This window comes from Lactobacillus sp. UMNPBX6 (assembly GCF_002553975.1).
GTDB lineage: Bacteria > Bacillota > Bacilli > Lactobacillales > Lactobacillaceae > Lactobacillus > Lactobacillus gallinarum.
Genome location: NZ_PCZD01000001.1, coordinates 1 through 24051, shown reverse-complemented (window position 1 = coordinate 24051; position 24051 = coordinate 1). Strand labels below are relative to the sequence as shown.

Annotated in this window: 20 protein-coding genes and 1 pseudogene; 2 read left to right on the top strand and 19 right to left on the bottom strand. The window is 36.7% G+C overall.

Annotated features, from left to right (window positions below; genetic code table 11):
* Positions 1–71: 71 nt before the first annotated feature.
* From CP357_RS00105 to CP357_RS00090, 4 genes are all read right to left on the bottom strand, one after another.
* Complete coding sequence (locus tag CP357_RS00105; protein ID WP_198995827.1) at positions 72–1868, bottom strand: ABC transporter ATP-binding protein; 1797 nt, start codon at positions 1866–1868, stop codon at positions 72–74.
* Positions 1861–3627 (bottom strand): ABC transporter ATP-binding protein, encoded by a 1767-nt coding sequence (locus tag CP357_RS00100; RefSeq protein WP_098036238.1) that lies wholly within the window; start codon positions 3625–3627, stop codon positions 1861–1863. Before CP357_RS00100 ends, CP357_RS00105 begins: the two co-directional genes overlap by 8 nt.
* 83 nt (positions 3628–3710) lie before the next feature.
* The gene (locus tag CP357_RS00095; protein ID WP_013438154.1) at positions 3711–3929 is read right to left on the bottom strand and encodes a YneF family protein; all 219 of its coding nucleotides are present in this window, start codon (positions 3927–3929) and stop codon (positions 3711–3713) included.
* Positions 3930–3994: 65 nt separating this feature from the next.
* The gene (locus CP357_RS00090) at positions 3995–4258 is read right to left on the bottom strand and encodes a DUF896 domain-containing protein (RefSeq protein WP_081776580.1); all 264 of its coding nucleotides are present in this window, start codon (positions 4256–4258) and stop codon (positions 3995–3997) included.
* 151 nt (positions 4259–4409) lie between these two features.
* On the opposite strand from CP357_RS00090, the gene lexA reads away from it, so the two are divergent.
* Complete coding sequence (gene lexA / locus CP357_RS00085; protein WP_025006359.1) at positions 4410–5036, top strand: transcriptional repressor LexA; 627 nt, start codon at positions 4410–4412, stop codon at positions 5034–5036.
* A gap of 28 nt (positions 5037–5064) precedes the next feature.
* On the opposite strand, the gene CP357_RS00080 is transcribed toward lexA, so the two are convergent.
* The 8 genes from CP357_RS00080 to ylxM form a co-directional block, all read right to left on the bottom strand.
* Positions 5065–5850, bottom strand: coding sequence for an SGNH/GDSL hydrolase family protein (locus CP357_RS00080; protein ID WP_098036237.1), 786 nt, complete (start codon positions 5848–5850; stop codon positions 5065–5067).
* Complete coding sequence (locus CP357_RS00075) at positions 5843–6502, bottom strand: uracil-DNA glycosylase (RefSeq protein ID WP_087176750.1); 660 nt, start codon at positions 6500–6502, stop codon at positions 5843–5845. The genes CP357_RS00080 and CP357_RS00075 overlap by 8 nt, the downstream gene beginning before the upstream one ends.
* A gap of 401 nt (positions 6503–6903) precedes the next feature.
* Positions 6904–7251, bottom strand: coding sequence for a 50S ribosomal protein L19 (rplS, locus tag CP357_RS00070; protein WP_003629071.1), 348 nt, complete (start codon positions 7249–7251; stop codon positions 6904–6906).
* Positions 7252–7363: 112 nt separating this feature from the next.
* Complete coding sequence (trmD, locus tag CP357_RS00065) at positions 7364–8083, bottom strand: tRNA (guanosine(37)-N1)-methyltransferase TrmD (RefSeq protein WP_025006362.1); 720 nt, start codon at positions 8081–8083, stop codon at positions 7364–7366.
* Positions 8073–8588, bottom strand: a complete 516-nt coding sequence (gene rimM, locus CP357_RS00060) for a ribosome maturation factor RimM (protein WP_025006363.1) — start codon at positions 8586–8588, stop codon at positions 8073–8075. The genes trmD and rimM overlap by 11 nt, the downstream gene beginning before the upstream one ends.
* Positions 8589–8657: 69 nt before the next feature.
* A complete protein-coding gene (gene rpsP, locus CP357_RS00055; protein ID WP_025006364.1) occupies positions 8658–8930 on the bottom strand; it encodes a 30S ribosomal protein S16 in 273 nt (90 codons plus the stop codon).
* 89 nt (positions 8931–9019) lie between these two features.
* Entirely contained in the window at positions 9020–10450 is a 1431-nt protein-coding gene (ffh, locus tag CP357_RS00050; protein ID WP_098036236.1) for a signal recognition particle protein, read from the bottom strand.
* A 4-nt stretch (positions 10451–10454) separates the two neighbouring features.
* Positions 10455–10796, bottom strand: coding sequence for a YlxM family DNA-binding protein (gene ylxM, locus CP357_RS00045; RefSeq protein WP_087176752.1), 342 nt, complete (start codon positions 10794–10796; stop codon positions 10455–10457).
* 194 nt (positions 10797–10990) lie between these two features.
* On the opposite strand from ylxM, the gene CP357_RS00040 reads away from it, so the two are divergent.
* Positions 10991–12418, top strand: coding sequence for an APC family permease (locus CP357_RS00040; RefSeq protein ID WP_098036235.1), 1428 nt, complete (start codon positions 10991–10993; stop codon positions 12416–12418).
* A 54-nt stretch (positions 12419–12472) separates the two neighbouring features.
* Here CP357_RS00040 and CP357_RS00035 read toward each other — a convergent pair whose 3' ends face one another.
* From CP357_RS00035 to CP357_RS00005, 7 genes and pseudogenes are all read right to left on the bottom strand, one after another.
* Positions 12473–12874, bottom strand: coding sequence for a MarR family winged helix-turn-helix transcriptional regulator (locus CP357_RS00035; protein ID WP_369822584.1), 402 nt, complete (start codon positions 12872–12874; stop codon positions 12473–12475).
* An 89-nt stretch (positions 12875–12963) separates the two neighbouring features.
* The gene (locus CP357_RS00030) at positions 12964–14385 is read right to left on the bottom strand and encodes a C69 family dipeptidase (protein ID WP_025005827.1); all 1422 of its coding nucleotides are present in this window, start codon (positions 14383–14385) and stop codon (positions 12964–12966) included.
* A 41-nt stretch (positions 14386–14426) separates the two neighbouring features.
* Entirely contained in the window at positions 14427–15737 is a 1311-nt protein-coding gene (ftsY, locus tag CP357_RS00025) for a signal recognition particle-docking protein FtsY (protein WP_098036234.1), read from the bottom strand.
* Positions 15738–19307: a chromosome segregation protein SMC gene (gene smc, locus CP357_RS00020; protein ID WP_098036233.1), complete on the bottom strand. Its 3570-nt coding sequence runs from the start codon at positions 19305–19307 to the stop codon at positions 15738–15740.
* A 14-nt stretch (positions 19308–19321) separates the two neighbouring features.
* On the bottom strand, positions 19322–20008 hold the full coding sequence (gene rnc, locus CP357_RS00015; protein ID WP_025005830.1) for a ribonuclease III: 687 nt from the start codon (positions 20006–20008) through the stop codon (positions 19322–19324).
* A gap of 109 nt (positions 20009–20117) precedes the next feature.
* Positions 20118–21887: an oligopeptide ABC transporter substrate-binding protein gene (locus CP357_RS00010; RefSeq protein WP_098036232.1), complete on the bottom strand. Its 1770-nt coding sequence runs from the start codon at positions 21885–21887 to the stop codon at positions 20118–20120.
* Positions 21888–22094: 207 nt separating this feature from the next.
* Positions 22095–23864 (bottom strand): annotated as a pseudogene (locus CP357_RS00005) (oligopeptide ABC transporter substrate-binding protein).
* Between the last annotated feature and the right edge of the window lie 187 nt (positions 23865–24051).

Sequence of the window (24051 nt, the reverse complement as noted above, 5' to 3'; positions counted from 1 at the left end):
ATAATTATTTCATTCTTTTTAATCATTATAACAAAAAGACGTTTGCAATCATGGAAAACGTCTTTTATTAACTACTCTTTATTTTCATTGTTCTGCAGAGTATACAAATTGTAGTAGTAACCCTTCTTAGCAAGAAGCTGTTCATGGTTACCACGTTCAATGATTCTCCCCTTGTCTAACACGATAATTTGATCCGCATCGGCAATTGTAGACAAACGGTGAGCAATCGCTAAAGTTGTTCTACCTTTACGTAAACGTTTAAGTCCCTGTTGGATCATAGTTTCAGTTTCGGTATCAACGTTAGCTGTGGCTTCGTCCAATACCAAAACTTTAGGGTCTGTAACCAATGTTCTAGCAAAAGAAATTAATTGACGCTGACCTTGACTTAATTCTTCGCCGCCTTCAATTACCTTTGCGTGATATTTACCTGGCATCTTTTCAATAAATTGATCTGCTTGAACTGCCTTAGCTGCGTCTTTAATTTGTTCATCGGTAATATTCTTATTATATAAACGAATATTAGAAGAAATATCACCATAAAACATGAATGGTTCCTGCAAAACAAGCCCCAGCTTTTTACGCAATTCTTCTTTAGGGTATTTTCTGATATCTATATCATCAATTAAGATCTCGCCCTTACCAAATTCATAAAAGCGCATCATTACATTGATAATCGAGCTTTTACCAGAGCCAGTATGACCCACAATACCTAAAGTTTCACCTGAATTTACTACGAATGAAATATCATGCAAGATTTCATTTTTACCGTCATAAGAAAAACTAACATGCTTAAATTCAATCTTACCGCGGCTAATAGTAAGCCCTTCTTGTGCATCTTGCTTTGGCTCATATTGTTCATCATCTAAAATCGCAAAGATTCTCTTACCGGCTACGATACCATCTTGGAAGAATGTCATCTGGTCCATCATAGTTGAAATTGGATTAAACAATTGTGATAAGTATTGTGAGAAAGCATATACCACACCAGCTGGCACAAATGTTGCCTGCAATGGAAAACCGAAATACATCAACGTTACGGCTAAAGCCAATGAATAAAGCAAACTAGTCAAAGGCGAAAGCAGCAATGAGTTAATACGGATCATGTTGAAACGCGTATTCATCAACCCACCATTTTCACCCTCAAATTGGTTGGTCATTCTCTTTTCTTGGTTAAACTGCTGAATAATCGAGACGCCCTCAATTGACTCATTCAAGTTAGCGTTAATTCTACTCAACCGTTCACGATAGTTACGATAAAGCCGCGAACTCTTTTGCGAATAGAGCCAAATAACAAAGAGCAAAATTGGCACAAACGCTAAAACAATCCAGCCCGCAATCACGTTCGTAGTAAACATTGCGACCAATGCTGTAACCACAGAAAAAGCACCAATTACTACAGTTGAAAGCACAGTCAAGAAGTTGCTAAGAGTCATCGTATCGTTAGTAACTCTTGAAACGATTGAACCGGCAGGAGTTTGGTCAAAATAGCGCATCCCTAACTTATGCAATTTTCGATAAAGCGCTCTTCTAATGCTTTCCAAGGTCTTTTCAGAACCCAAAGCAAAGAAATATTGGTAAGTAAACTGAATGACCGCTTTTAAAATGGAACCTACTGCATAAAGCAAACCCGCAAACAGAATAATTTGGACAGTTGCACTTTGTTTAAGCAAAAAGTTGTCTAAGAAATATTGCAATCCACGCGGAAGCAAAATATTGATAATGCTGACTAAGAAGGCGCCAATCAAGGCAATGGTCATTTCAAACTTGAAGTGTTTAACAAAGCCCATCAAACGTTTAAAAATCGCTACCTGCTCTTTAAATGGGATTGCCTTAGACCACACTGATTCTTGCTTTTCTTCATTATTCATCTACATCTTCACCCACCTTTGCTTGCAATTCTTGTCTACGCCACATTTCCGCATACCAGCCATTTTCTTTGAGCAGATCTTGGTGATTGCCTCGTTCAATAATTTGACCGTCTTTTAAGACTAAGATCAAATCGGCATCCATGACCGATGTCAATCTATGTGCCGCAATCATCGTGGTCTTATCTTTTCTTTCATTTCTCAAAGAAGTTAGAATTTCGGTTTCAGTCTTTGCATCAACCGCTGATAAAGCATCATCCAAAATCAAAATTTGGCTATCTTTAAGCAAAGCACGGGCAATGGACATTCTTTGACGTTGACCACCAGAAAGTGAAAGTCCATTTTCACCGACTAAAGTCTCATAGCCCTGTGGCATTTGTAAAACATCATCGTGCAAATCACTCTTCTTAGCAGCTACCGCAATCTCATTTTTGCCTGCATCTGCCTCTGAGAAAGCAATATTTCTACCAATACTCGTTGAAAAGAGGAAGTTGTTCTGGGGAACATAAGATATTTGGCTAAGTAAAACTTTAAGCGGAATTTTCTTGATATTGATGCCATTTAAGGTGATTTCACCGTCATATTGGTCGAATTCTCTCAATAGCAGCTGAATGATTGTCGTTTTACCAGCACCTACACGACCTACTAAACCTAAAGTTTGACCAGGTTTTAAGGTGAAATCGATGTTCTTTAATACTGGAATATCCTTTTCATCAGGATAAGCAAACGACTTAATATCAAAATGCAAATCACCTTGTAAGTCTTGAGCCCTAATACTTTGATCAGCGTGGGCATCAGTAATTAAAGGCTTTTCATAAAGTAGCTTTTCTACACGGTCGTAGCTCGCACTACCTCTTTCCAAAATATTGAACAAATAACCAATCGCAAACATCGGCCAAACCATGTTGGCAATATAGGCAATGAAGGAAACGAGCTGACCAATCGATAGCACTTTATTTGTAACTAAAAGTCCACCATAAATAATGGTAATTACATAGGTTGCACCGATAATTGCCGTACCCAATGGATCAAATAAGGAGTCCCATACAAACACTTTTTTATTGATATTAATTGTGTCATCGACCATTTTGTCAAAGGCCTGAGTATCTTCTTTTCCTTGACCAAAGGTCTTCAGCACCTTGATGCCTGAAACGGATTCTTGGGTCTTATTATTCAAACGTGAAAAAGCCGCCTGTGACTTATCAAAAGCATCATGCAAACGACCCCCAAGCTTCCAAGCACCTAGTGCCAAAAATGGCAGTGGCAATAAAGCAACGATAGTCAGTCTCCAATCAACGAAAATGATCATGGCAATCATAGTTGATAATCCCATGACAAGAGAGTCGACTAAAGTTAAAACGCCATCACCGGCTACGTTTTGAATAGAAGTCACATCGTTAGTTGCATGGGCCATCAAGTCACCGGTTCGGTGGCGCTGATAAAATGTTCTGTCCATGATCATAAAGTGGTCGAACAGTTTAGAACGCACTTGTCGTTCTAGTTCTGCGGCCCCGCCCCAAATTTGCTTACGCCAAAAGTAGCGCAAAATATATAAAACGAAGGCGGCAGCCAAAACAGCTAGAATCAACATCCCATATTGCCCCCACGAGATGTGACCTTGATCCAGCTGATCCGCCATCAGTCCTAATACTCTTGGCGGAATTAAGTTGGCCAAAGAGGTTAAAGCAAGAAAAGTAATTCCGATAATATAACGTTTCCTTTCTTGTTTAAAAAACCAACCCAGTTTTTTAAATATGTTCATTTACTCACTCCATTCTTTAAAAAGAACACCGAAAAAGACGAAGGAATAATCCTTCGCCTTAACAACACAAAATAATCTAATAATTACTTTTGTTGATGCTTCATCATGTTCATTACTTGATGAACCTTCTTGTTAGAAGGCTTTTGTCCCATTTGAGACATCATAGCAACGATCATATCTTCACTAATAGGAGGATTTTCCTTAAAGTATTTCTTCATGTATGCTCTTGCACCATAAAAACCTGCTGTTGCACCAACTAAAAGTGCAATAATAATCAAAAATATTGCTAAACCTAAATTCATATTATATCCTCCATCTAACTAACAATAATATCTTACATAATTTTTCACTTTTTTAAAAGGCTTAATTAATCTTTTCTAAGACCTTTTCTTCTTTGAGCACGTTTTGCTCTTTCTGAGGTTACTTCTTTACCGTTTTTATCGATAATTACCATATTTTCAACGTCTTGCTTAAATGCAGCTCTGAAGTTGGCAAGGAATTTTTTGTGAAGTTCTTTACGTTCTTGTTCCTCTTCGGGAGTTAAGCCTTCCTTTTCTTTCTTATGGTAAAGTTCATTAATTCGATCAGTTACCTTTTTTTCTTCTTCTTTACTCATTGCATCTTTATTCATTTTATATTCACCTCACATTAACAATCTTTAGTCTACCGTATTTTATACAATAAAAAAAGATGCTTTTTATAGAACATTTGTTTGAGATTATGCTATTTATTTGTTAAAATAATCATAAATACTATCTTTTTTACAATAACGGAGAAAAATTATGTCTAAGAAAAACAACGATACTAAACAACTAGAAATTTTACGCTATATTTATGATACTGTAGAACGCCGTGGTTTTCCACCAACAGTGCGAGAGATTTGTGCTGCGGTCAAACTTTCTTCTACATCTACTGTTCACGGTCATCTAGCCCGCTTAGAACGCAAAGGTCTTTTAATCAAGGATGCAACTAAGCCTCGTGCACTTGAAATTACCGATGAAGGTAAAAAGGAATTGGGCATTAAGCCAAAGAAAATCCCAGTTGTTGGTGTGGTCACTGCTGGTCAACCTATCTTAGCAGTTCAAGACATAGATGAATATTTCCCACTTCCACCTGATCTTGAAAACGATGCTGGTGAACTCTTCATGTTAAAAGTTCACGGTGAGAGTATGATTAATGCGGGAATTTTAAACGGTGACAGCGTCATTGTCAGAAAGCAAAATACCGCTAATAACGGCGAAATTGTCGTAGCCATGACTGATGAAAATGAAGCTACAGTTAAACGCTTTTATAAAGAGAACGATCACTACCGTTTACAACCAGAAAATGATACAATGGCACCAATTATCTTATCCAAAGTAAGTATTTTAGGTAAAGTAGTTGGCCTTTACAGAAATAATATCGATTAATATTTAAACCTAAGCAAAAAGCTTGGGTTTATTTTTTCGTCAAAATTTCAGTTAATTTATTTTCAAAAACTGGCAGCCATTTTTCTAAATAACCTGCACGGGTCGGATGAATTTCGTCTGCCATATAAAGAGCAGGTTGGTCTTTAAAATTCGGATCATTATATAAATCCAGAACTTTAATATTCCATTTTTTAGCTAATTGATGTGTTGCTTTTACCATCTGATTATACAAATCACTTTCAAAATAAGGATTTGTATAGATCAAAATTGGACAATGCCATGTAGTCAGAGCTTGACTAATAATATATTCCATCGCACCGATAATTGTTTTTACATCAAAATGGTCATTTTGACTAATTTCTCCCAGCTTCTGGTTTGTACGCGCATCATTAGTAGAAAGTTGCAAAACCAACATATCAATTGATGTTTTAAGATTTTCCTTAAAACGAACAACATAAGAATCACCATGATAACTGGCATCTTGATCTACCAAAGTAGTGCCATTTTCTGCATCTTTAATAGCAGCAATGCCATCTTTTTTCCATAAGTAGTCTACAAAAGATTCCCCTAATGCACCAAAACCAAATGTGACAGAAGAACCTAAAAATAAGATCTTTTTATTTCTTAATGGGCTATCAATTGTTTTTACACTGTTAAGACTATATTTACGGCTGTTACCCGGTAAATAGGCTAGCTCTGCATAAGCTCTTTGGTGCAAGGGATGCTCATCCAAATCCATTCGCAACTCATTAAGAGCAATATCGGATAAATCATTATTTTGTCTAATAGGGATTAAAAAAGTTTCATTACTCATTATTTTCTCTTTCTTTATCGATGTAAGGTTTTATTGCTTCCCAATCTTTTACAATATCATCACTTAATTTACGATTATAAAATACAGCCGCAGGATGATATTCTGGAATAACCGTATATTTCTTTTTCGAGCAAACATATCCATCTTTAGCTTCATTAAGTTCAAGAATTGGTGTATTCTCAATAACCTTACCATGTTCAGCAGAAATCTTATGACCTGGGCCAAGCAGTCGCTCTAATCCGGTGTTACCTAAAGCAACAATGACTTGTGGATCTGCGTAATGCATTTCATAGTCTAAAAAAGGAGCATGTGCTAACACTTCTTTCTTAGTAGGTTTACGATTTGGTCTTTTAATTACTTCTTTATTTTCTCGTTTACTAAAAACTTTTTTCACACTAAAAGGGCGGCTACGAACAGCACTAGTAATATAAACTTGATCTCGTGATAAACCAATTTGCTTTAGTGATTTATCCAGTTCCTTTCCGGCGTCACCACTAAATGGAATATTATTAACGATTTCATTGCGTCCTGGCGCTTCGCCTACGATCATTAGCAAGGGATGTCTTGGGCCACTTCCTGAATTAATTCCTTCTAAACGCATGCCCTTTGATCTCTCTTTTACTTCTGCCAGTAATTCTTTAGGATAATTCAATCATCTCACCTGTTTCTATTTCTGATATATTAATTATAATATTAGTCAAAATTATTTTACATCTAAATTAAATATAGTATAATGTAATCAATTTAATATCAATTAAAAGCCGCCATTGTGGATAAATGGCGGCTTTCGCTTTAATTCCACACTCAATATCTCTGTTTGTGAAATTTACTTCACAATTCAGATTTATTATATTATCAATGCTATCACTGCATATTAAAGTGACTTTGTGATTTTAATTTGCAGTTTCACATGAGTTCCACGATATTATTATTCACAAACTACGAATATATTATTAAATGATTGTCACTTATATATAAATTACTTTAAAAATATTTATCAAAACAAAAAAGCTAGTTCCGTTTGGAACTAGCTTTTCTATATCGACGTTATGATTAACGACGTGCTTCAGCAATTCTTGCTGACTTACCGTGACGTTCACGTAAGTAGTAAAGCTTAGCACGACGCACACGACCATGACGCTTAACTTCAACCTTAGCAACACGTGGGTCGTTAACTGGGAAGGTTCTTTCAACACCAACACCTGAAGCAATCTTACGAACAGTGTAAGTAGCACCGATGCCAGTACCCTTCTTCTTAATTACAACACCTTCGAACAACTGAATACGTTCGTGAGTACCTTCAACAACACGTACGTGAACAGTAACAGTATCACCTGCACGGAAAGCAGGAATATCGTCACGAATTTGTTCTTTAGTCAATTCTTGAATTAATGGATCCATAATATATTTTTCTCCTTCTTCGGCATTCATCCACGCACCAGCGTCAGCGGAACACCCATAACTTTAATTAGTGACACTTGCCACGATGAATAGTTTAACAAATCAAGCCAGCTTAATCAAGCTCTGATTTGATTTCTTCTAGCATTTTCTTTTCTTCAATAGTCAACTGACGATCTTTTAACATATCAGGACGATGAAGATAAGTTGCTTTAAGCGCTTCTTTGTGTCGCCACTCAGCTATTTTTTGGTGATTGCCACTAGTTAATACTTCAGGCACTTTTTGACCTTCAAAATCAGCTGGGCGAGTATATTGCGGATATTCTAATAAGCCATGTGAAAAGCTTTCTTCTACTGGACTAGCAGCGTTACCTAAAATACCAGGCAAAAGTCGAACAGTAGCATCAATCATACTCATAGTTGGTAATTCCCCACCAGTTAGCACATAATCTCCAATTGAAACAGTTTCATCGGCTAAGTCATAGACTCTTTGATCAAAGCCTTCATAGTGACCACAAATAAAAGTTAATTCATCTTCTTTTGCCCAGTCTTGTGCCATTTGTTCATTAAAAGTTTTTCCTTGTGGAGCGGTAATAATAACTTTACCAGTAGAAGATAAAGAATTAAGTGCTTTTTTAATTGGCATGATTTGGAGTACCATACCAGCGCCGCCGCCATAAGGAGTATCATCTACGTGGTGATGTACATCTGTTGTGAAATCACGGAAATTAACTAAATTGAGATCCCACTTACCATCTTCTAAACCACGTCCTAACATCGATACTTTCAAAGGTGTAAACATGTCGGGAAAAAGCGTCAATACATTAATCTTCATCTCGTAACCCCTCCATTAATTCTACATAAACTTTTTTGGCAGCTACATCAACTTTTTTAACAACATCGGCAATGTTTGGAATCCAATATTCCTTGCCACTATCTTCACGTACAAGCCAAATATCATTTGCACCTGGAGATTGGATATCAACGATTTTACCGATATTTTTACCAGTTTCTTCATCAATCACATCGCAATCAAAGATGTCTTTATAATAATAAACACCGTCAGGTAATTCGCCACGATCTTCTTCGCTTACTACCAGGATTTGGCCTCGTAATTTTTCTGCTTGATCAATATCTGTAATTTCTTTAAATTGAATTAACCAAAATTGTTTAAATGGACGGCTTTTTTCAATAGTCAATACACGTTTAGTATCGCTTCTAAGTGATAAATGCATCCCTTCAGCAAAACGCTCTTCTGGGAAGTCCGTAATCACGTTAACTTTGACTTCACCATTCAATCCATGAGTTGTTAAAATTCGTGCAACGTCAAAATATTCCATGCATGCTCCTTTTTAAGTAATAAAAAAAGCTTGAAGCACTTGGCATCAAGCTTTTAAATAATCGCAAAATTACTTGTTGTATTTTGCATCGTGCAACTTAGCCATCAAGCCAGCACCTGAAAGAAGTGATCTAACAGTGTCTGAAGGTTGTGCACCCTTTTGTAACCAATCAAAGATCTTGTCTTCATCAAGCTTCAATTCCTTTGGTTGTGAAACTGGGTTGTAGTAACCAACTTGTTCGATGAAACGACCATCACGTGGCATACGTGAGTCTGCAACAACGATTCTGTAGAATGGCTTTCTCTTGGCACCAGCACGGTGCATACGAATTTTAACTGACATAAATTAATTTCCTCCTAAAACTTAACGATTAATAATATACCACCAAAATAAATGGGTGTAAAGTGTTTTTCCTTAACACCTTTATTTTTTTAAGAATGGAATCTCTTAATCTTACGCATACGCTTCTTTTTGTTCTTCTTAAAGTTCTTATTTAAACGACGCATAGCCATCTTGGCCATTGGTGAATCCATCCCTGGCAAGTTGCTTAATCCCTTCATATTGCCCTTAGTCATCTTGCTCATCATTTCCCGCATTTGTTTAAATTGTTTAATCATACGGTTAACTTCGACAACGGGGCGACCAGAACCGGCAGCAATTCTTCTTCTGCGACTTGGATTCAACAAATCTGGATCCTCACGTTCTGCTTCAGTCATTGAATAAACAATGGCAATTGTATGATCAATTTGCTTTTGATCAACATTTAAGTTCTTCAACTGTGGATTATTTGCCATCCCAGGAATCATCTTCATAATTTGATCAAGCGGACCCATTTTTTGCACTTGCTTCATTTGATCAACAAAGTCATTGAAGTCAAAAGTATTTTCTCGCATCTTTTCAGCGACTTTTTCAGCTTCCTTGGCATCGTAATCTTGTTGTGCCTTCTCAATTAAGGAAAGCATATCACCCATCCCAAGAATTCTGGAAGCCATTCGATCTGGGTGGAAGACATCCAAATCACTTAGTTTTTCACCTTGACCAGTAAATAGAATTGGCTTACCAGTAACTGCACGAATTGAAAGTGCAGCACCACCACGAGTATCACCGTCTAACTTAGTTAAAATTACTCCGGTAACATCAAGTCGCTCATCAAAGCCTTTAGCAACGTCTGTAGCTGCTTGACCAGTCATGGCATCAACTACTAAAAGGATGTTATCTGGCTGTGCAACTTTCTTAACACGTTCCAATTCTTCCATTAATGGTTCGTCTATTTCTAAACGACCGGCAGTATCGATTAAAACATAATCATTCTTGTTTTTATCAGCTTCAGCTAAACCATCCTGTACAATCTTAGCAACATCTTTTTCACCATCTTCGCTAAAGACAGGCACCTTTAATTGTTCACCAATTTGCTTTAATTGGTCAACAGCGGCAGGACGATAAATATCTCCAGCAATCAAAAGCGGACGAGCCTTTTGCGTCTTTTGTAAATGATATGCTAATTTACCAACAGTGGTAGTCTTACCAGTACCTTGCAAACCAACCATCATAATAATAGTTGGAATATGCTTAGACTTGTTTAAAGGAACTGCTTCTTCACCCATCATCTTCGTTAATTGTTCATTAACGATTTTAATTACTTGTTGGCCCGGATTTAAACTTTCTTGAACTTCTTTGCCAAGGGCCTCTTTTTTAATAGTCTTGATAAAGTCCTTAACAACCTTGAAGTTAACATCGGCTTCTAACAATGCAAGTCGAATTTCACGACTAGCCTTATTAATATCCTCTTCTGAAACTTTACCTTTACCAGTTAAATTTTTTAATGCTTTTTGAATTCTTTCACTTAAATTTTCAAAAGCCATGGGTTTACTCTCCCCTCAATTGATTTAATAAATTGGTTATTTCTTTTTTAGCAGTTTGACTATCATTATTATCTATCGACAAAAGTGCATCTGCTAGCACATCTTCAATATGATTATTATCACGCCGCATATGTAATTTGGCTTCATAATTTTTCAAAATTTTAGTGGAGCGTTTTAAATTATCATAAATAGCTTGCCGAGATACATTATGATTAACCGCAATCTCTCCTAATGATAGATCATTATAATAATAATCTTCAAAATAAGATTGCTGTCCTTTAGTTAATAAAGAACCATAATAGGCATATAGGTCGCCTAATTCTTCATTTTTAGTTAATTCATCCATTAATTTTCACCAGTCTTTAGTATATCAAAAAAATGATACTACCAAAAATGTTAATTATCATTTAAATCATGAAGACAAAATCTATCTTTTTTCTCATTAAAAATACGAAATTTGAACTACTTACGGTTGATTTTTTAACGTATTTTTAATTATAATTAAGTAATCTTATTTTTAACATAAAGGGGAATTGTATTGTGAATCTTTGGCAACGAATGAACAAAAAAGAAGATCCACGTGTTTATGAAAATAAAGATGGACACCTGGTTCGATCATTAAAGGTTAAAGATTTCTTAGCCTTAGGGGTTGGGACGATCGTCTCAGCTTCAATCTTTACCTTGCCCGGTGAAGTTGCTGCATTACATACTGGACCAACGGTTGCAATTTCATTTATTTTAGCTGCAATTGCTGCCGGTTTAGTAGCATTTGCTTATGCCGAAATGGCCGCTGCCATGCCATTTGCAGGATCCGCTTATTCATGGATCAATGTGGTATTCGGCGAATTTTGGGGATGGGTAGCCGGATGGGCTCTTTTAGCTGAATACTTTATTGCTTTAGCATTCGTAGGATCTGGACTTTCTGCTAACTTCAGGGCATTAATTGCACCTATAGGATTAAAATTACCTGCTTCTTTGTCCAACGCTTTTGGTACTAATGGTGGAGTTATTGATGCAATTTCACTTGTTTCTATTTTATTAGTCGCTCTTTTAATTGGGCATGGGGTCTCAAGAGCTGCTCGAGTAGAAAATGGATTAGTTATACTTAAAGTTTTAGCCATCTTGATCTTTATCGTAGTTGGATTAACAGCCATTAAAAGCGCTAACTTTACACCATTTATTCCTAAATATCGTCCTACTACTCACGGACCATTTGGTGGCTGGCAAGGAATTTATGCTGGTGTATCAATGATTTTCTTATCCTACATCGGTTTTGATTCAATTGCTGCTAATTCGGCAGAAGCTATTAATCCGCAAAAGACAATGCCTCGTGGAATTTTAGGCTCATTAGCAATTGCCGTTACACTTTTTGTAGGTGTTAGTTTGGTATTGATCGGTATGATGCCTTACAAGATGTATGCTAACTCTGCAGAACCTGTTGGTTTGGCTTTACGTTATGCTGGGCACCCAATAGTTGCTGTCGTCGTTCAAACTATTGCTGTTTTAGGTATGTTTACCGCCTTGATCGGTATGGGAATGGCTGGATCTAGATTAATTTACTCATTTGGTCGTGATGGTATGTTACCTAAATGGTTGGGCAAATTAAATTCTGACCGTCGTCCTAACAATGCACTTTGGACTTTGACTATCGGTAGTATTTTGCTTGGTGCTTTCTTCCCATTCTCTATGCTGTCTCAATTAGTTTCAGCTGGTACTTTAATCGCATTCATGTTTGTATCACTTGGTATCTATAAATTACGTCCACGTGAAGGTAAAGATATTGATGATCCATCATTCAAGATGCCATTTTATCCAGTATTGCCTGCTCTAGGCTTCTTAGCTGCATTAATCGTTTTCTTAGGCTTAGATTATCAAGCTAAGCTCTACGCTGGTATTTGGTTTATCTTCGGTTTAATTATTTATTTCTGCTATGGTATTCACCATTCAGTCCTAGATAAGAAAAAATAATTTTTAATAAAAAAGATCAACTGTTGTAAATTGCAGCAGTTGATCTTTTTTTGCCTAATTTTCTTCTTTTTCCAGCATTTTCTTTAAAACATTAACTAAACCTATAGTCTCATCTTTGCTAAGCATCTGAGTAATGGTTTGATCAGTCTCTCTGCGGTGCTTCTCTACTTTCTTGCAAACTTCCTTACCATCTTCAGTAGAAATCACGGTGGCATTATCATCAGTAACTAAATCTTTAGCAACTAAACTTTTTACTAATTCTTCAACTTTATCCTTAGTTACATGAAGCTCCTTGGCTAATTTGTCATATGTCTTGCCATGCTTATGGTGTTCCAATTCAATCAAAACTTCTAATTCATTTGCACTGATATTAAAACTCTTTAAATCAGCATCCATTTGCTTTTCTACTTCATTGCTAATTCTAGTAAAAAATGATCCAATAGTACTTTCTGTCATCATTTCAGATTCTTTCAATTCATTAACTCAATTATACTAGCCGAAGAAAAAACAGCTCAACAATGTTGAACTGTTTTTTGAATTTTAAATTAAAGGTTCTCATCCATGTTGAAGGTTAACTTAGACATGTTAATTGAATCAATCATCATTTGACCCCAAAGCTTTTCAGTTTCCTCACGAGTATGAGCAACTGTCTTTTGGTTTTCCTTAGTCAAGTAATCAGTTAATTCTTCACCTGATTTGCCATCAGCACCCTTAATAATTTCTTCAACACGATCTCTGAAGTAACGGTTAAGTTCAGTTAAGTATGTAGTGTCAAGTTGAACAAATTGTGGGTAATGACTTTCAACAAGTGCAGCAAATGACTTGTAGTACCACCATGCATCATTCATGTTGTAATCCATTGAAGTATTGTTATATGAAGGATCAGTATCATTCATATTAGCAAAGAATGGAACAAATGGAGTAAAGGTTGGACCACCAATACATAGCCACATAATAGCTGCACGATCTTCTGGCACATCACTTCTAATTTGCAAAATGTGGGCATTTTGGGTACGGTTCAAACCAATTGGACGATAGCGGTGCTTTTCTTCTTCAGTACCTTTGCCAAATGGATCATATGGAGTGTCTTGGTAGTGTGAACCCAAAGCAAATTGAATATCTTCTTTAGTGATCTTTTTAGCAGCCTTACGAATGAATGGAATATCACCATCTTGTGGATCTTGTTCAATTTCTGGGTTAAACAACTTTTGAATGTACCATTGACGATTAGTGTTGTAGTGACGGTCTTGTTCGGTGTAAGTACCAAAAATGTGGCGGAAGTTCCAGCCCTCATGATCAGGATTTAAATGATGTTCTTCAACAAATTCTTGAATTCCTTCACTCCACATGAAGTAATCAGGATTATCAAAATCAACTTGTTCAATTGCCACACGGTTACCAGTAGCTGCATAACAATCATCTGGGATACGTTCTGCAACCCAATGGTGACCAGTAACAATTTCCATGTACCAAATTTCGTCTTTATCACTGAAAAGAACTGAATTACCAGCTGGTGAACCATACTTAGCAATCAACTTACCTAAGTATCTAACACCGTCTCTAGCGGAATGAATATATGGCAAAACTGAAGTTTGCATACAGTCTTCATCCAAACCATCTTTAACAAGTGGATCAAATGCTAAAGTACGTTCATTACCATATGTTGATTCAGTACATGACATAGCAACGTTTTCTTCGTTAATACCACTTTCGTCGTAATAACCGCGATGCTTGTAATCAACGTTTGGAACAGCTGGAACACGTTGAGCGTCTTCTGGTAAATCCATTTCAAACTTGTTAAGCCATGACTTAATGTGTTTCTTTTCACCATGACGAGCTGGTTCGATAATAAACTTTTGTGGGGTGATTGGACGGAATGTATCATCATTACGAGCAATCATAGTAGTACCATCGATTGAGGCTTTTTTACCTACCAAGATAGTAGTACATGCACTATATTCTTTCATAAAATTCTCCTTATAAAACTATATACACTTAAACTTTATCACTAGACTAAGCCATGGAAAAGACCAATTGCATAATTTGCGGCATCAAAATCAGCCAAATCTTCAGCTTTTTCACCAAGTCCAACCAATTTAACCGGTAAGTTCATCTCATTACGGATAGCCAAGACTACCCCACCTTTAGATGAACCATCAAGCTTAGTTAAAACCAGACCCGTTAATTTGGTTGTCTTATCAAAATCTTTAGCTTGGAGCAAGGCATTTTGTCCGGTTGAACCGTCAAGAACCAATAATGTTTCAGTTGGTTGGTCAGGCAGAAGCTTTTTAATAGTTCTTTGAATCTTTTCTAGCTCAGCCATGAGGTTCTTTTTGTTTTGCAAACGGCCAGCAGTATCAACTAACAAGTAATCAGTTTTTTCATTAATTGCACGTTCAGTTGCATCATAAACAACAGAAGCAGGATCAGCTTTTTCTTTTCCAGTTACTACAGGAACATCAACGCGTTTGCCCCACTCAACTAATTGTTCTACGGCACCGGCTCTGAAGGTATCAGCTGCAGCCATGATAACTGACTTACCTTCATCTTTAAAGCGTTTTGCAAGCTTACCAATAGTAGTAGTTTTACCTGCACCATTGACGCCGACAAAGAGATAAACATTAGGCTTATCTTCAGGGTGATAAATTAACTTTTCATCTTCACTGTTGCCACCCTTGTCATACAAGTCAACCAATTTTTCAACAATAACCTTTTTCAGATCATCACGAGATTTGGCATTTTGCAATTTGGCTTCTTCACGAAGTTCATCGGTTAATTGTTCTGCTGTCTCATAACCTACATCAGATTCAATCAATAAATCTTCCAAATCATCAAAGAAGTCCTCATCAACAGTTCTAAATTTAGCAAAGAATGCATTAAGTCGAGCACCAAAACCTTTATTGGTTTTTTCCAAACCTTTTTCATAAAGTTCTTCTTGTGAGGAATCTTCATCTTCTTCTAGTTCTTCAGTTTCAGGTTCTTCCTCGTCTGTTTCGGTTTCCGCCTCTTCAGTAGTTTCAGATTCTTGAGGTTCTGTTTCCTGTTCCTCTTCAATTTCAGCGGTTTCTTCAGATTCAGGCTTTTCTTCATCCTCTGCTACTTCTCCTGAAGCTTCAGACTCGTTATCCTCTTCAATGGGTTCTGTTTCTTCTTGCTTGTCAGATTCAGCAGATTCTTCAGATTGTTCCTCTTGAGCAACTGCTTCACTATCGTCCTGTTTTTGCTCTACTTCTTCTTGTTTTTCCTGCTCTTCTTTTTTCTCTTCTTCGTCATCTTTTTTACCAAAGAGAGACTTTTTAATTCGATCAAATAATCCCAATTATTTCACCCCGTTTTTCTTTTTCATTTCTTTTAATGATACTGACAATACTTGAGATATACCAGATTCTTGCATTACCACACCATACAATTGATCAGCTTGCTTCATTGTTCCTCGTCTATGAGTAATCACAATAAACTGTGTCTTTAAATTATATTTAAGCAAAAATTGAGCAAAACGTGTGACATTTGCATCATCAAGCGCTGCTTCAACCTCATCAAGTAAACAAAATGGTACTGGATTTACCTGCAACATTGCAAATAATAATGTTATCGCAGTTAATGCCCGTTCACCACCAGAGAGCAAACTTAAACGCTGTAACTTCTTGCCAGGTGGCTGAGCGATAATCTCAATTCCTGTTTCTAATAAATTATTTGGTTCAGTTAATTCAAGCTTAGCCTTTCCACCGCCAAAGACAAGTGGGAAAATCCGCTTAAAGCTTTCAGCCACTGCCTCAAATGTTGCTTTAAATCGACTCTTAACCTCTTCATCTAATTCATTCATTGATTTTTCAAGGTCATCACGAGCTTTAAGCAAGTCATTTTGTTGACCATTCAAGAAGTCATAACGCTTTTTAACATCTTCATATTCTTGAATAGAATCCAAATTAACTGGGCCAATGTCTTCAAGTGACATTCGATGCAGTTTAACACTTTTAGCTAATTTTTCTCGAGTTTCTTGATCATTTTGACCTTCAGCTTGAGCAATAGCGGCTTCAAATGTTAATGCATAATCATCACGCAAAGTTTCTAAGCGTTGATCAATCAAACTATTAAACTTTGCAATTTTAACAGAATAATCTTCCTGTTCGATTGCCGCATCCTTACGCAAATCATAATTTCGGCTAGCAACTTGATCTAACTGATTAATTTGCGCATCAAATTGTCCAAGTTGTGAACTAAGCTCATTTAATTTATTTTGCAGTTGTTCGTTCTTTTGTTTAATTTTTTCCTTCTGCTTCTTTAAATCGGTGTTCTTCTTAACAGAAAGTTCTCCATTTTGATTAAGATCTGTTAATTTCTCCTTTAAATCAGCAGCCTGCTTTTTATTATTATCAATTTGATTGCGTTTATCTTTTTCTTGAACAGCTAGATTTTCTAATTTATTTGCAAAAACTGCAATTTGTGGATCAAGCTTGGATAATTCACTTTGCACACGTTGACTTAAATTATTAAAGTTCTTAATACGCGATTGCAATTCATTCATTTGGCTCTTTTTCTCTTCACCTTGTTTAGATAAAAGAGCCTGCTTATCATTTGCTTCTGCAATCTGCTTTTGCAATTCAACTATATGATCATTCCGCTGCTTCACACGTGATTCATATAAAGTATTAGCATCTTGAAGTCGCTTAACCTCTTTTTCTTGATTTTGGAAAGAAATAGCTGCTTCATTAATCGTTTGATTAATTTCTTGCAAAGAATCATGCAATTTTTGCAACTTATTTTCTACTTTAACGCTTTGATCAACCAAATCTTTTAATTGTGCTTGGTCTTCCTTAAATGATCTAGTTAAACTACTGATTTGCTTTTCTAACTGATTAATTTCAGTTGCCGTTTGCAATGGTGAATTATTGCGCAGGTTCTTTTGTCCACCGGTCATAGAACCACCCGGTGAAACAACATCCCCATCTAAAGTAACTATTCGGTAACGTCCAATTCGTTGAGAAATTGCCATTGCGTTTTCGATTGTATCGACAATCACAACACTGCCTAACAAGTAATTAATTGCGGCAGTAATATTATGATCCGTTTTGCTTTCTACTAGCTCACTGGCAATTCCCTTGAATCCATTAAAGGACTTCAAGGTAGTTACTGTAGATTGTGGAATGGTATATTGGCGTAACCCATCTAATGGCAAAAATGTGGCACGACCAGCTCTACTGCGTTTTAACTGATTAATTGCATTTTTAGCACTATTACGGCTATCTGTAATCAAATCTTGAACGCCGCCACCAAGAGCTGTAGTCATCGCTGCTTCAAGTTCAGCTGGGAAAGTAAGCAACTCACCTACGGCACCAATTACGCCAAGGAAATCATTTAAATGATTCAAGACGTTACGGACACCGTAGTAATAACCTTCATGACGTTTTTGAATATTAATTAAAGCTTCATGACGGGCTTCGATCTTTTCCAGTTTATTCCGCTCATCATTAACTGTTTGCTGCAGACGCCTAATTTGATCATTCAAGTCATTACTTTGATCACTGGCTTCAGCAAAAGCCGCATTTTTGTCTTTACGTTTAGCAGTTAGATCTTTACCTTCGGCTCGTAATTTTTCCAGTTCTGCTTTAGCTTCAGATAGTTGTTTACCCACATCATTGCTTTGATAAGTGGTGTCAGCCTTACTACGTTTTAGCTCAGTATTCAAGTTAATTACTTGATTGTTAACCGCAGCTTGATCTTGCAATAATTGAATGTAGTCGTTACGACAATCCTCCAGTTTCTTATTGAGTTCTTCTGGATTTTCACTCAATTCACCTGTAAGCTTATCCCGCTTTTCTTGTAAAACCGATTGTTGCTTCTTAAGGCTAGCTTGATCTTTTTGTAAACTTTCCAAATGAGCGTTCAGTTGTACCAGGCTCTTCTTCAGCGTTTCAACTTGATTTTGATATTCGATCTTAGTAGCATCATCAAATTGACGTGATTGTTCAGCCATTTGCAAGTTAGCATTCAAATCTGATAATTGCTGACTTAATTTTAATAATTCATTTTGAACTTTTTCTCGTTCATCCCGAATTTTTTGGTACTCTGCTCTTTTTTCTGAGACCGCATTTTGAGATTCTTTAACTTCAGCATCTAATTTTGATAATAAAATCTTATTCTTATCAGCTGATTTTTGAATAGTTTCTTTTTGCTTATTAATATCTTCGATTTCAAATGCTAATAAACTCTTTAGTTCTTTATCTAAACCAGCCTTTTGAAACTTATATTCTTTGGCTAGCGAACTTTGTTCATGCAGCGGCTCTAAGCGGCCCTCAAGTTCTTTTACTAAATCATTAATTCGAATCAAATTATCTTGAGTCTTATTAAGTTGCCCTTGAGCTGCTTCTTTTTGCTGTTTAAAGTGAAGCACACCCGCAGCTTCTTCAAAAATTACGCGGCGCTGTTCCGGACGTGAATTTAAGATTTGATCAACTCGTCCCTGAGAAATAATGGCTAAGCTATTTTGCGATATACCAGAATCAAGAAAAAGCGTCCGTACATCACGCATGCGGACTTGCTGTCCATTAATCAAAAACTCACTATCGCCAGAACGTAAAATATTTCTAGTAATTGAAACTTCGTCCGTATCAAATGCTAATTCACGTTTGCGATTATCAAAAATTAAGGTAACTTCAGCTTTATTTAATGGCTTACGATATTGACTACCAGCAAAAATGACGTCCTTCATGTTTGTTCCACGAAGAGACTTAGCGCTGGATTCACCCATTACCCAACGAATAGCTTCTGTAATATTACTTTTACCACTCCCATTAGGACCAACAATACCAGTTATTCCATCATTAAAATGAATAGTTGTTCTGTCAGCAAATGATTTAAAACCATCGAGCACTAATTCTGTTAATGGCACCTTTTTAAATCCCCTTACTCTAATTTTTGTAAAGCTGCTTTAGCGGCTTGTTGTTCTGCAGCTTTCTTGTTATGACCTTCACCTTGTGCTTGAACTTGATCATTAATCTTTAATTCAACTACAAAATGTGATGGCAATTGTGATTCACTAAGTACCGAATATTCAATATTTACTGGACCATTTTGTTGTAATAACTCCTGCAAATCGGTCTTATAATCACGTGAATCATCAAATTCGCCTTTATCAATCAATGGATAAACAGTTAAATGCAAAAAATGTTCAACTGCTGGCATCCCTTGGTCAAGGAATAAAGCGCCATTGAATGCTTCAAAAACGTCTTCCAACAATGTTTTACGATTACGAGCACCAGCTTTTTCCTCACCATTACCTAAATGAATTTCATTTTGAAAACCACATTCAATCGCAAATTCAGAGAATCCTTCAGTTCTAACAATATTAGATCTTAACCGTGTTAATTCTCCTTCATTTAATTTAGGATAATGACGGTATAAATAATCAGAAACAGCCAATTCAAGAACGGCATCACCTAAAAATTCCAACTTTTCATAATCACGAATTCCATCGTTAGGATGCTCATTTGAATATGAGGAATGCGTAAATGCTTCTTCTAATAGCTTTTCATTATTAAATTCAATATTATATTCATCTTTTAATTTTTTTAGAAATTTTGTACTTACCATAAAATTGCCCCTTTTATACCTTTAAATTATACCAGTTTTAGTGCTATATTTTGAATGCAAAAAAGTCACTTCTAGAATTAGAAGTGACTTTTCGTTTTTAAGCTTAATTTTACTTAGTATAAGCAACATTGTACCAGTTAGGGAAACCGTTACCCATTGAAGCTGATGGCTTAAGTGAGTAGCCAGTAAGTTTCTTGTTAACTGCAGTAATAGTGTAACTGTTTGATACAGGAAGAACGTAAGCTTCGTCATCCATGTACTTTTGCCATTCGTGGAACTTATCTACACGGTACTTGTGATTAAATGCCTTTTGTGAGTCCATTTCATCAAGAAGTTGAGTATTCTTCTTAGTTACGAAACGAGAATAGTTCATTGGTGACTTTTCACCGTAAAGGTCGTTTGGTGATGGTTCACTTGAAAGTGACCAGGCACCGATAAACATATCTACTGATGGATCATCATGTTGAACCTTATCGTAGAATGAGTTGAATTCAATTAAACGACCACCGGTCAACTTAACATTCAAGCCCATCTTCTTCCATTGTTGAATGTAATTTTGAACGATTGGTTCTTGGTTTGAAGTACCAGTCATAGCTGCAAGACGGATAGTTAAAGGCTTACCATTTGGTTGTACACGATACTTGCCCTTCTTCTTAAAGCCTGCCTTGTCCAAAATTTCGTTACCCTTCTTAAGGTTGTAAGTGTAGCCCTTTACATCCTTATCGAAGTAATCACCGAATTGCTTAGGAATCAAAGTAGGAATTCTAAAGCTTAAGCCGTATGAGTAACGCTTAGCAACTTGGTTAACGTTCATACCGTAACCAATGGCTTGACGAAGAGCCTTGTTGTTCATCTTGGACTTAGGGTTCATTACGTTTTCGCCCTTCTTAGCGTCCCACTTACCTACCTTAAAGCCAAGGTATGAGTATGAAAGTGGAACAGTAGCAATGAAGTTAACGCCCTTAGTATTCTTAACGTTTGGCCATTGTGAGTTGATAACTTGGATAACGTCAAACTTGTTTGACTTAATACTTTGAGCAACTGAGTTAGGGTTGATTACAGTAGCGGTAATCTTAGTAATCTTTGGCTTGCCCTTGTAGTAATATTCGTTAGGAACCCAAGTGGTTGATTGACCACGAACAAGTTTTTGTAACTTGTATGGACCAAAGAACAACGGTCTCTTACGAATCTTATCACTAGACATTAAGTCTTTGAATTTAACATCTTTTAAGTAGTGGTATGGTGCAGCTGCTTCCCAAATATAGCCGTTACCACTAGTGTTCATGCCTGGCTTCATAGTCTTAAAGTGAAGAACAACCTTACGACCATTTTCACCATCTGGCATTTCAAGACCAGAAATAGTGCTTGCCTTGCCTTCGTGGTATTCTTTCAAACCTACCAAGTCAGCTAAACTTGCAGTGTAACGTTGTGACTTAGAATCCTTGTTAGCAATGATTTCGTAAGCATATTCATAGTCTTTAGCGGTTACTTGCTTACCATCTGACCACTTAACACCCTTCTTAATGTTAATAGTTGCAGTCTTAGCCTTTTGATCAATCTTAATAGTAGCTGCACCCTTATTGTTGAACACATAGTGATCATCGGTACCAAAAAGACTCTCAGCACCATATTGCATAACTTCACTATCAGTATTAGAAGTTGAAAGTTCATCATTAAAAATTCCAGTAAATGGTGTATCAGTTTCAACCGCAACCTTTACTGTACCACCATTTTTAGTGGCTTTAGTTGGAACAGCTTGGCTAAATTTAGCGGCGTTAGAAGCTTCATTGGCATTAGAGCCAGATTTACCACAAGCTGCTAGTGTAAGGGCAACACCTGATAAAAGTGTAATGCCAGCAAAAACTTTTGCCTTTTTCATTAGTAAAAATCCTCCATAACTTGGAACAAGTTGACTTATCCATAATATCACTATTACAAAAAAGTTACAACAGCATGAAAACGGCAGGTATCTTTTTTAAGATATCTGTCGCTTTTTTATGTTAGTTATTAGATTTTATAATATGAAAGTTTATGTAAAGGATTATTTATTGTTTAGAATTTTGGAGATTTTTACTAGTGTGCCTAATTACTTAGCGTAACCTACTTGGTACCATAATTGGTGCCCGTTGTTGTTTTGTGATGGCTTAGTTGAGTAACCGGTGATCTTGTTGTTTACAGCATTGATACTGTATGAGTTGCTGGTTGGGATTACAAAGGCTTCATCGTACATGTACTTTTGCCATTGGTGGAAGACCTTTACGCGGTACTTAGTGTCAAATGACTTCTCTGAGTCCATTTCAGCAAGCAACTTGTTGTTTTCTGGAGTTACGAAACGTTCGTAGTTCATTGGTGAAGTTTCACCGTACATGCTTCCTTGTGATGGTTCAGAAGCTAAGCTCCAACCTGCTTGGAAGAAGTCGATATCCTTAGAATCGTGTTGAACCTTGTCGTAGAATGAGTTGAATTCCATCAAACGACCACCAGTAAGCTTAACGTTCAAACCGATCTTGTGCCATTGTTGTAAGTAGTTTTGAGCAATAGCTTCAGCGTTTGGTGAACCTGACATAGTAGCAAAGTGAAGTACTAATGGCTTACCGTTAGGTTGTACACGCCACTTACCCTTCTTCTTGTAGCCAGCCTTGTCCAATAATTGGTTAGCCTTCTTCAAGTTGTAGTTGTAGCCCTTGATGCTGCTGTCGTGGTATGCACCGAAGCCTGAAGGAATTAAAGTATTAACTCTGAAGCTCAAGCCTTGGGTGTAACGCTTGTTAACGGCATCAATGTTCATTGCGTAACCAATAGCTTGACGCAATGACTTGTTGGCAACCTTGGAGTTCTTATCCATGACATTCTTGCCAGTCTTAGCGTCCCATTTACCCATCTTAAAACCAACGTAGCTGTATGCCAATGGAACTTGAGCAACCCAGTTAACACCCTTGGTGTTCTTAACTTGATCCCATTGTGAGTTAATTACGCCAGTGATATCGAACTTGTGACTCTTAATAGCTTGTGAAGCTGAGTTAGGGCTAACTACTTGGATTACAACCTTGTTTAACTTTGGTTTACCTCTCCAGTAGTACTTGTTTGGTACCCAAGTTACTGATTGACCACGAACAAGCTTATCAAGCTTAAATGGACCAAAGTATAATGGCTTCTTTCTGATTTGGTCACATGATTGAAGCTTGTTAAATGGAATATTCTTTAAGTAGTGGTATGGTGCAGCTGATTCCCAGAAGTAGCCGTTACCTGAGAAGTACATACCTGGTCTCATTTGTTTGTAGTGAATTACAATTGTACGGCCATTTTCACCATCTGGCATTTCAATACCGGAAATAGTCTTAGCCTTGCCTTCGTGGTATTCTTTCATACCTTGAATTGATTCAAGAGTTGAATCGTAACGTTGTGCTTGAGTCTTCTTGTTTGCCAAGATTTCGTATGGATATTCAAGGTCTTTAGCATTTACTTGCTTACCGTCTGACCACTTAACACCCTTCTTAACAGTGATGGTTACTGTCTTGGCCTTACGGTCAAGTTTCATAGTTGCGGCACCTTTATTGTTAATTCTGTAATAATCATCAGTATCGAATAATGATTATTCACCAGGTGCAGCTACACTTGAGTCAAGTGCGGAGGTTGATAATTCATCTGAAAAGATTCCAGTAAATGGAGTATCAGTTTCCAATGCTACAGAAACGGTACCACCTTGCTTGGTAGCTTTCTTAGGAGTTGAATCTGGAAACTTCTTAGCATCCTTTGCTCCTTGGTTATTACTGCTACCGCTTTGACCACAAGCAGCCAATGCTAATGCGGCTGCGGAAACTACTCCTACAGAACCTAAAATCTTTGCTAATTTCATATAATTATTTCTCCATCTAGGACATCTTTTATGTTTTTTATTAATAATCTTTGAATCAAGTTGATGATTAAATAATACCACGATATATTAGTTTTTCAATAGTTTTATGAAATTAATTTTAATTTTTATTTTGGCGGATTGTAAAATCAAATTGAACACTTCGTTCAAATATTAAAAAAAGTCCATT

Excerpts from the sequence above, each read along its gene's own strand:
- CP357_RS00080 (WP_098036237.1), bottom strand. The coding sequence starts at position 5,850 with ATGAGTAATGAAACTTTTTTAATCCCTATTAGACAAAATAATGATTTA.
- CP357_RS00095 (WP_013438154.1), bottom strand. The coding sequence starts at position 3,929 with ATGAATTTAGGTTTAGCAATATTTTTGATTATTATTGCACTTTTAGTT.
- rimM (WP_025006363.1), bottom strand. The coding sequence starts at position 8,588 with ATGGAATATTTTGACGTTGCACGAATTTTAACAACTCATGGATTGAAT.
- CP357_RS00105 (WP_198995827.1), bottom strand. The coding sequence starts at position 1,868 with ATGAATAATGAAGAAAAGCAAGAATCAGTGTGGTCTAAGGCAATCCCA.
- CP357_RS00010 (WP_098036232.1), bottom strand. The coding sequence starts at position 21,887 with ATGAAAAAGGCAAAAGTTTTTGCTGGCATTACACTTTTATCAGGTGTT.
- ffh (WP_098036236.1), bottom strand. The coding sequence starts at position 10,450 with ATGGCTTTTGAAAATTTAAGTGAAAGAATTCAAAAAGCATTAAAAAAT.
- trmD (WP_025006362.1), bottom strand. The coding sequence starts at position 8,083 with ATGAAGATTAATGTATTGACGCTTTTTCCCGACATGTTTACACCTTTG.
- rnc (WP_025005830.1), bottom strand. The coding sequence starts at position 20,008 with ATGGTAAGTACAAAATTTCTAAAAAAATTAAAAGATGAATATAATATT.
- CP357_RS00090 (WP_081776580.1), bottom strand. The coding sequence starts at position 4,258 with ATGAATAAAGATGCAATGAGTAAAGAAGAAGAAAAAAAGGTAACTGAT.
- CP357_RS00030 (WP_025005827.1), bottom strand. The coding sequence starts at position 14,385 with ATGAAAGAATATAGTGCATGTACTACTATCTTGGTAGGTAAAAAAGCC.
- CP357_RS00100 (WP_098036238.1), bottom strand. The coding sequence starts at position 3,627 with ATGAACATATTTAAAAAACTGGGTTGGTTTTTTAAACAAGAAAGGAAA.
- lexA (WP_025006359.1), top strand. The coding sequence starts at position 4,410 with ATGTCTAAGAAAAACAACGATACTAAACAACTAGAAATTTTACGCTAT.
- ylxM (WP_087176752.1), bottom strand. The coding sequence starts at position 10,796 with ATGGATGAATTAACTAAAAATGAAGAATTAGGCGACCTATATGCCTAT.
- rpsP (WP_025006364.1), bottom strand. The coding sequence starts at position 8,930 with ATGTCAGTTAAAATTCGTATGCACCGTGCTGGTGCCAAGAGAAAGCCA.
- rplS (WP_003629071.1), bottom strand. The coding sequence starts at position 7,251 with ATGGATCCATTAATTCAAGAATTGACTAAAGAACAAATTCGTGACGAT.
- CP357_RS00035 (WP_369822584.1), bottom strand. The coding sequence starts at position 12,874 with ATGACAGAAAGTACTATTGGATCATTTTTTACTAGAATTAGCAATGAA.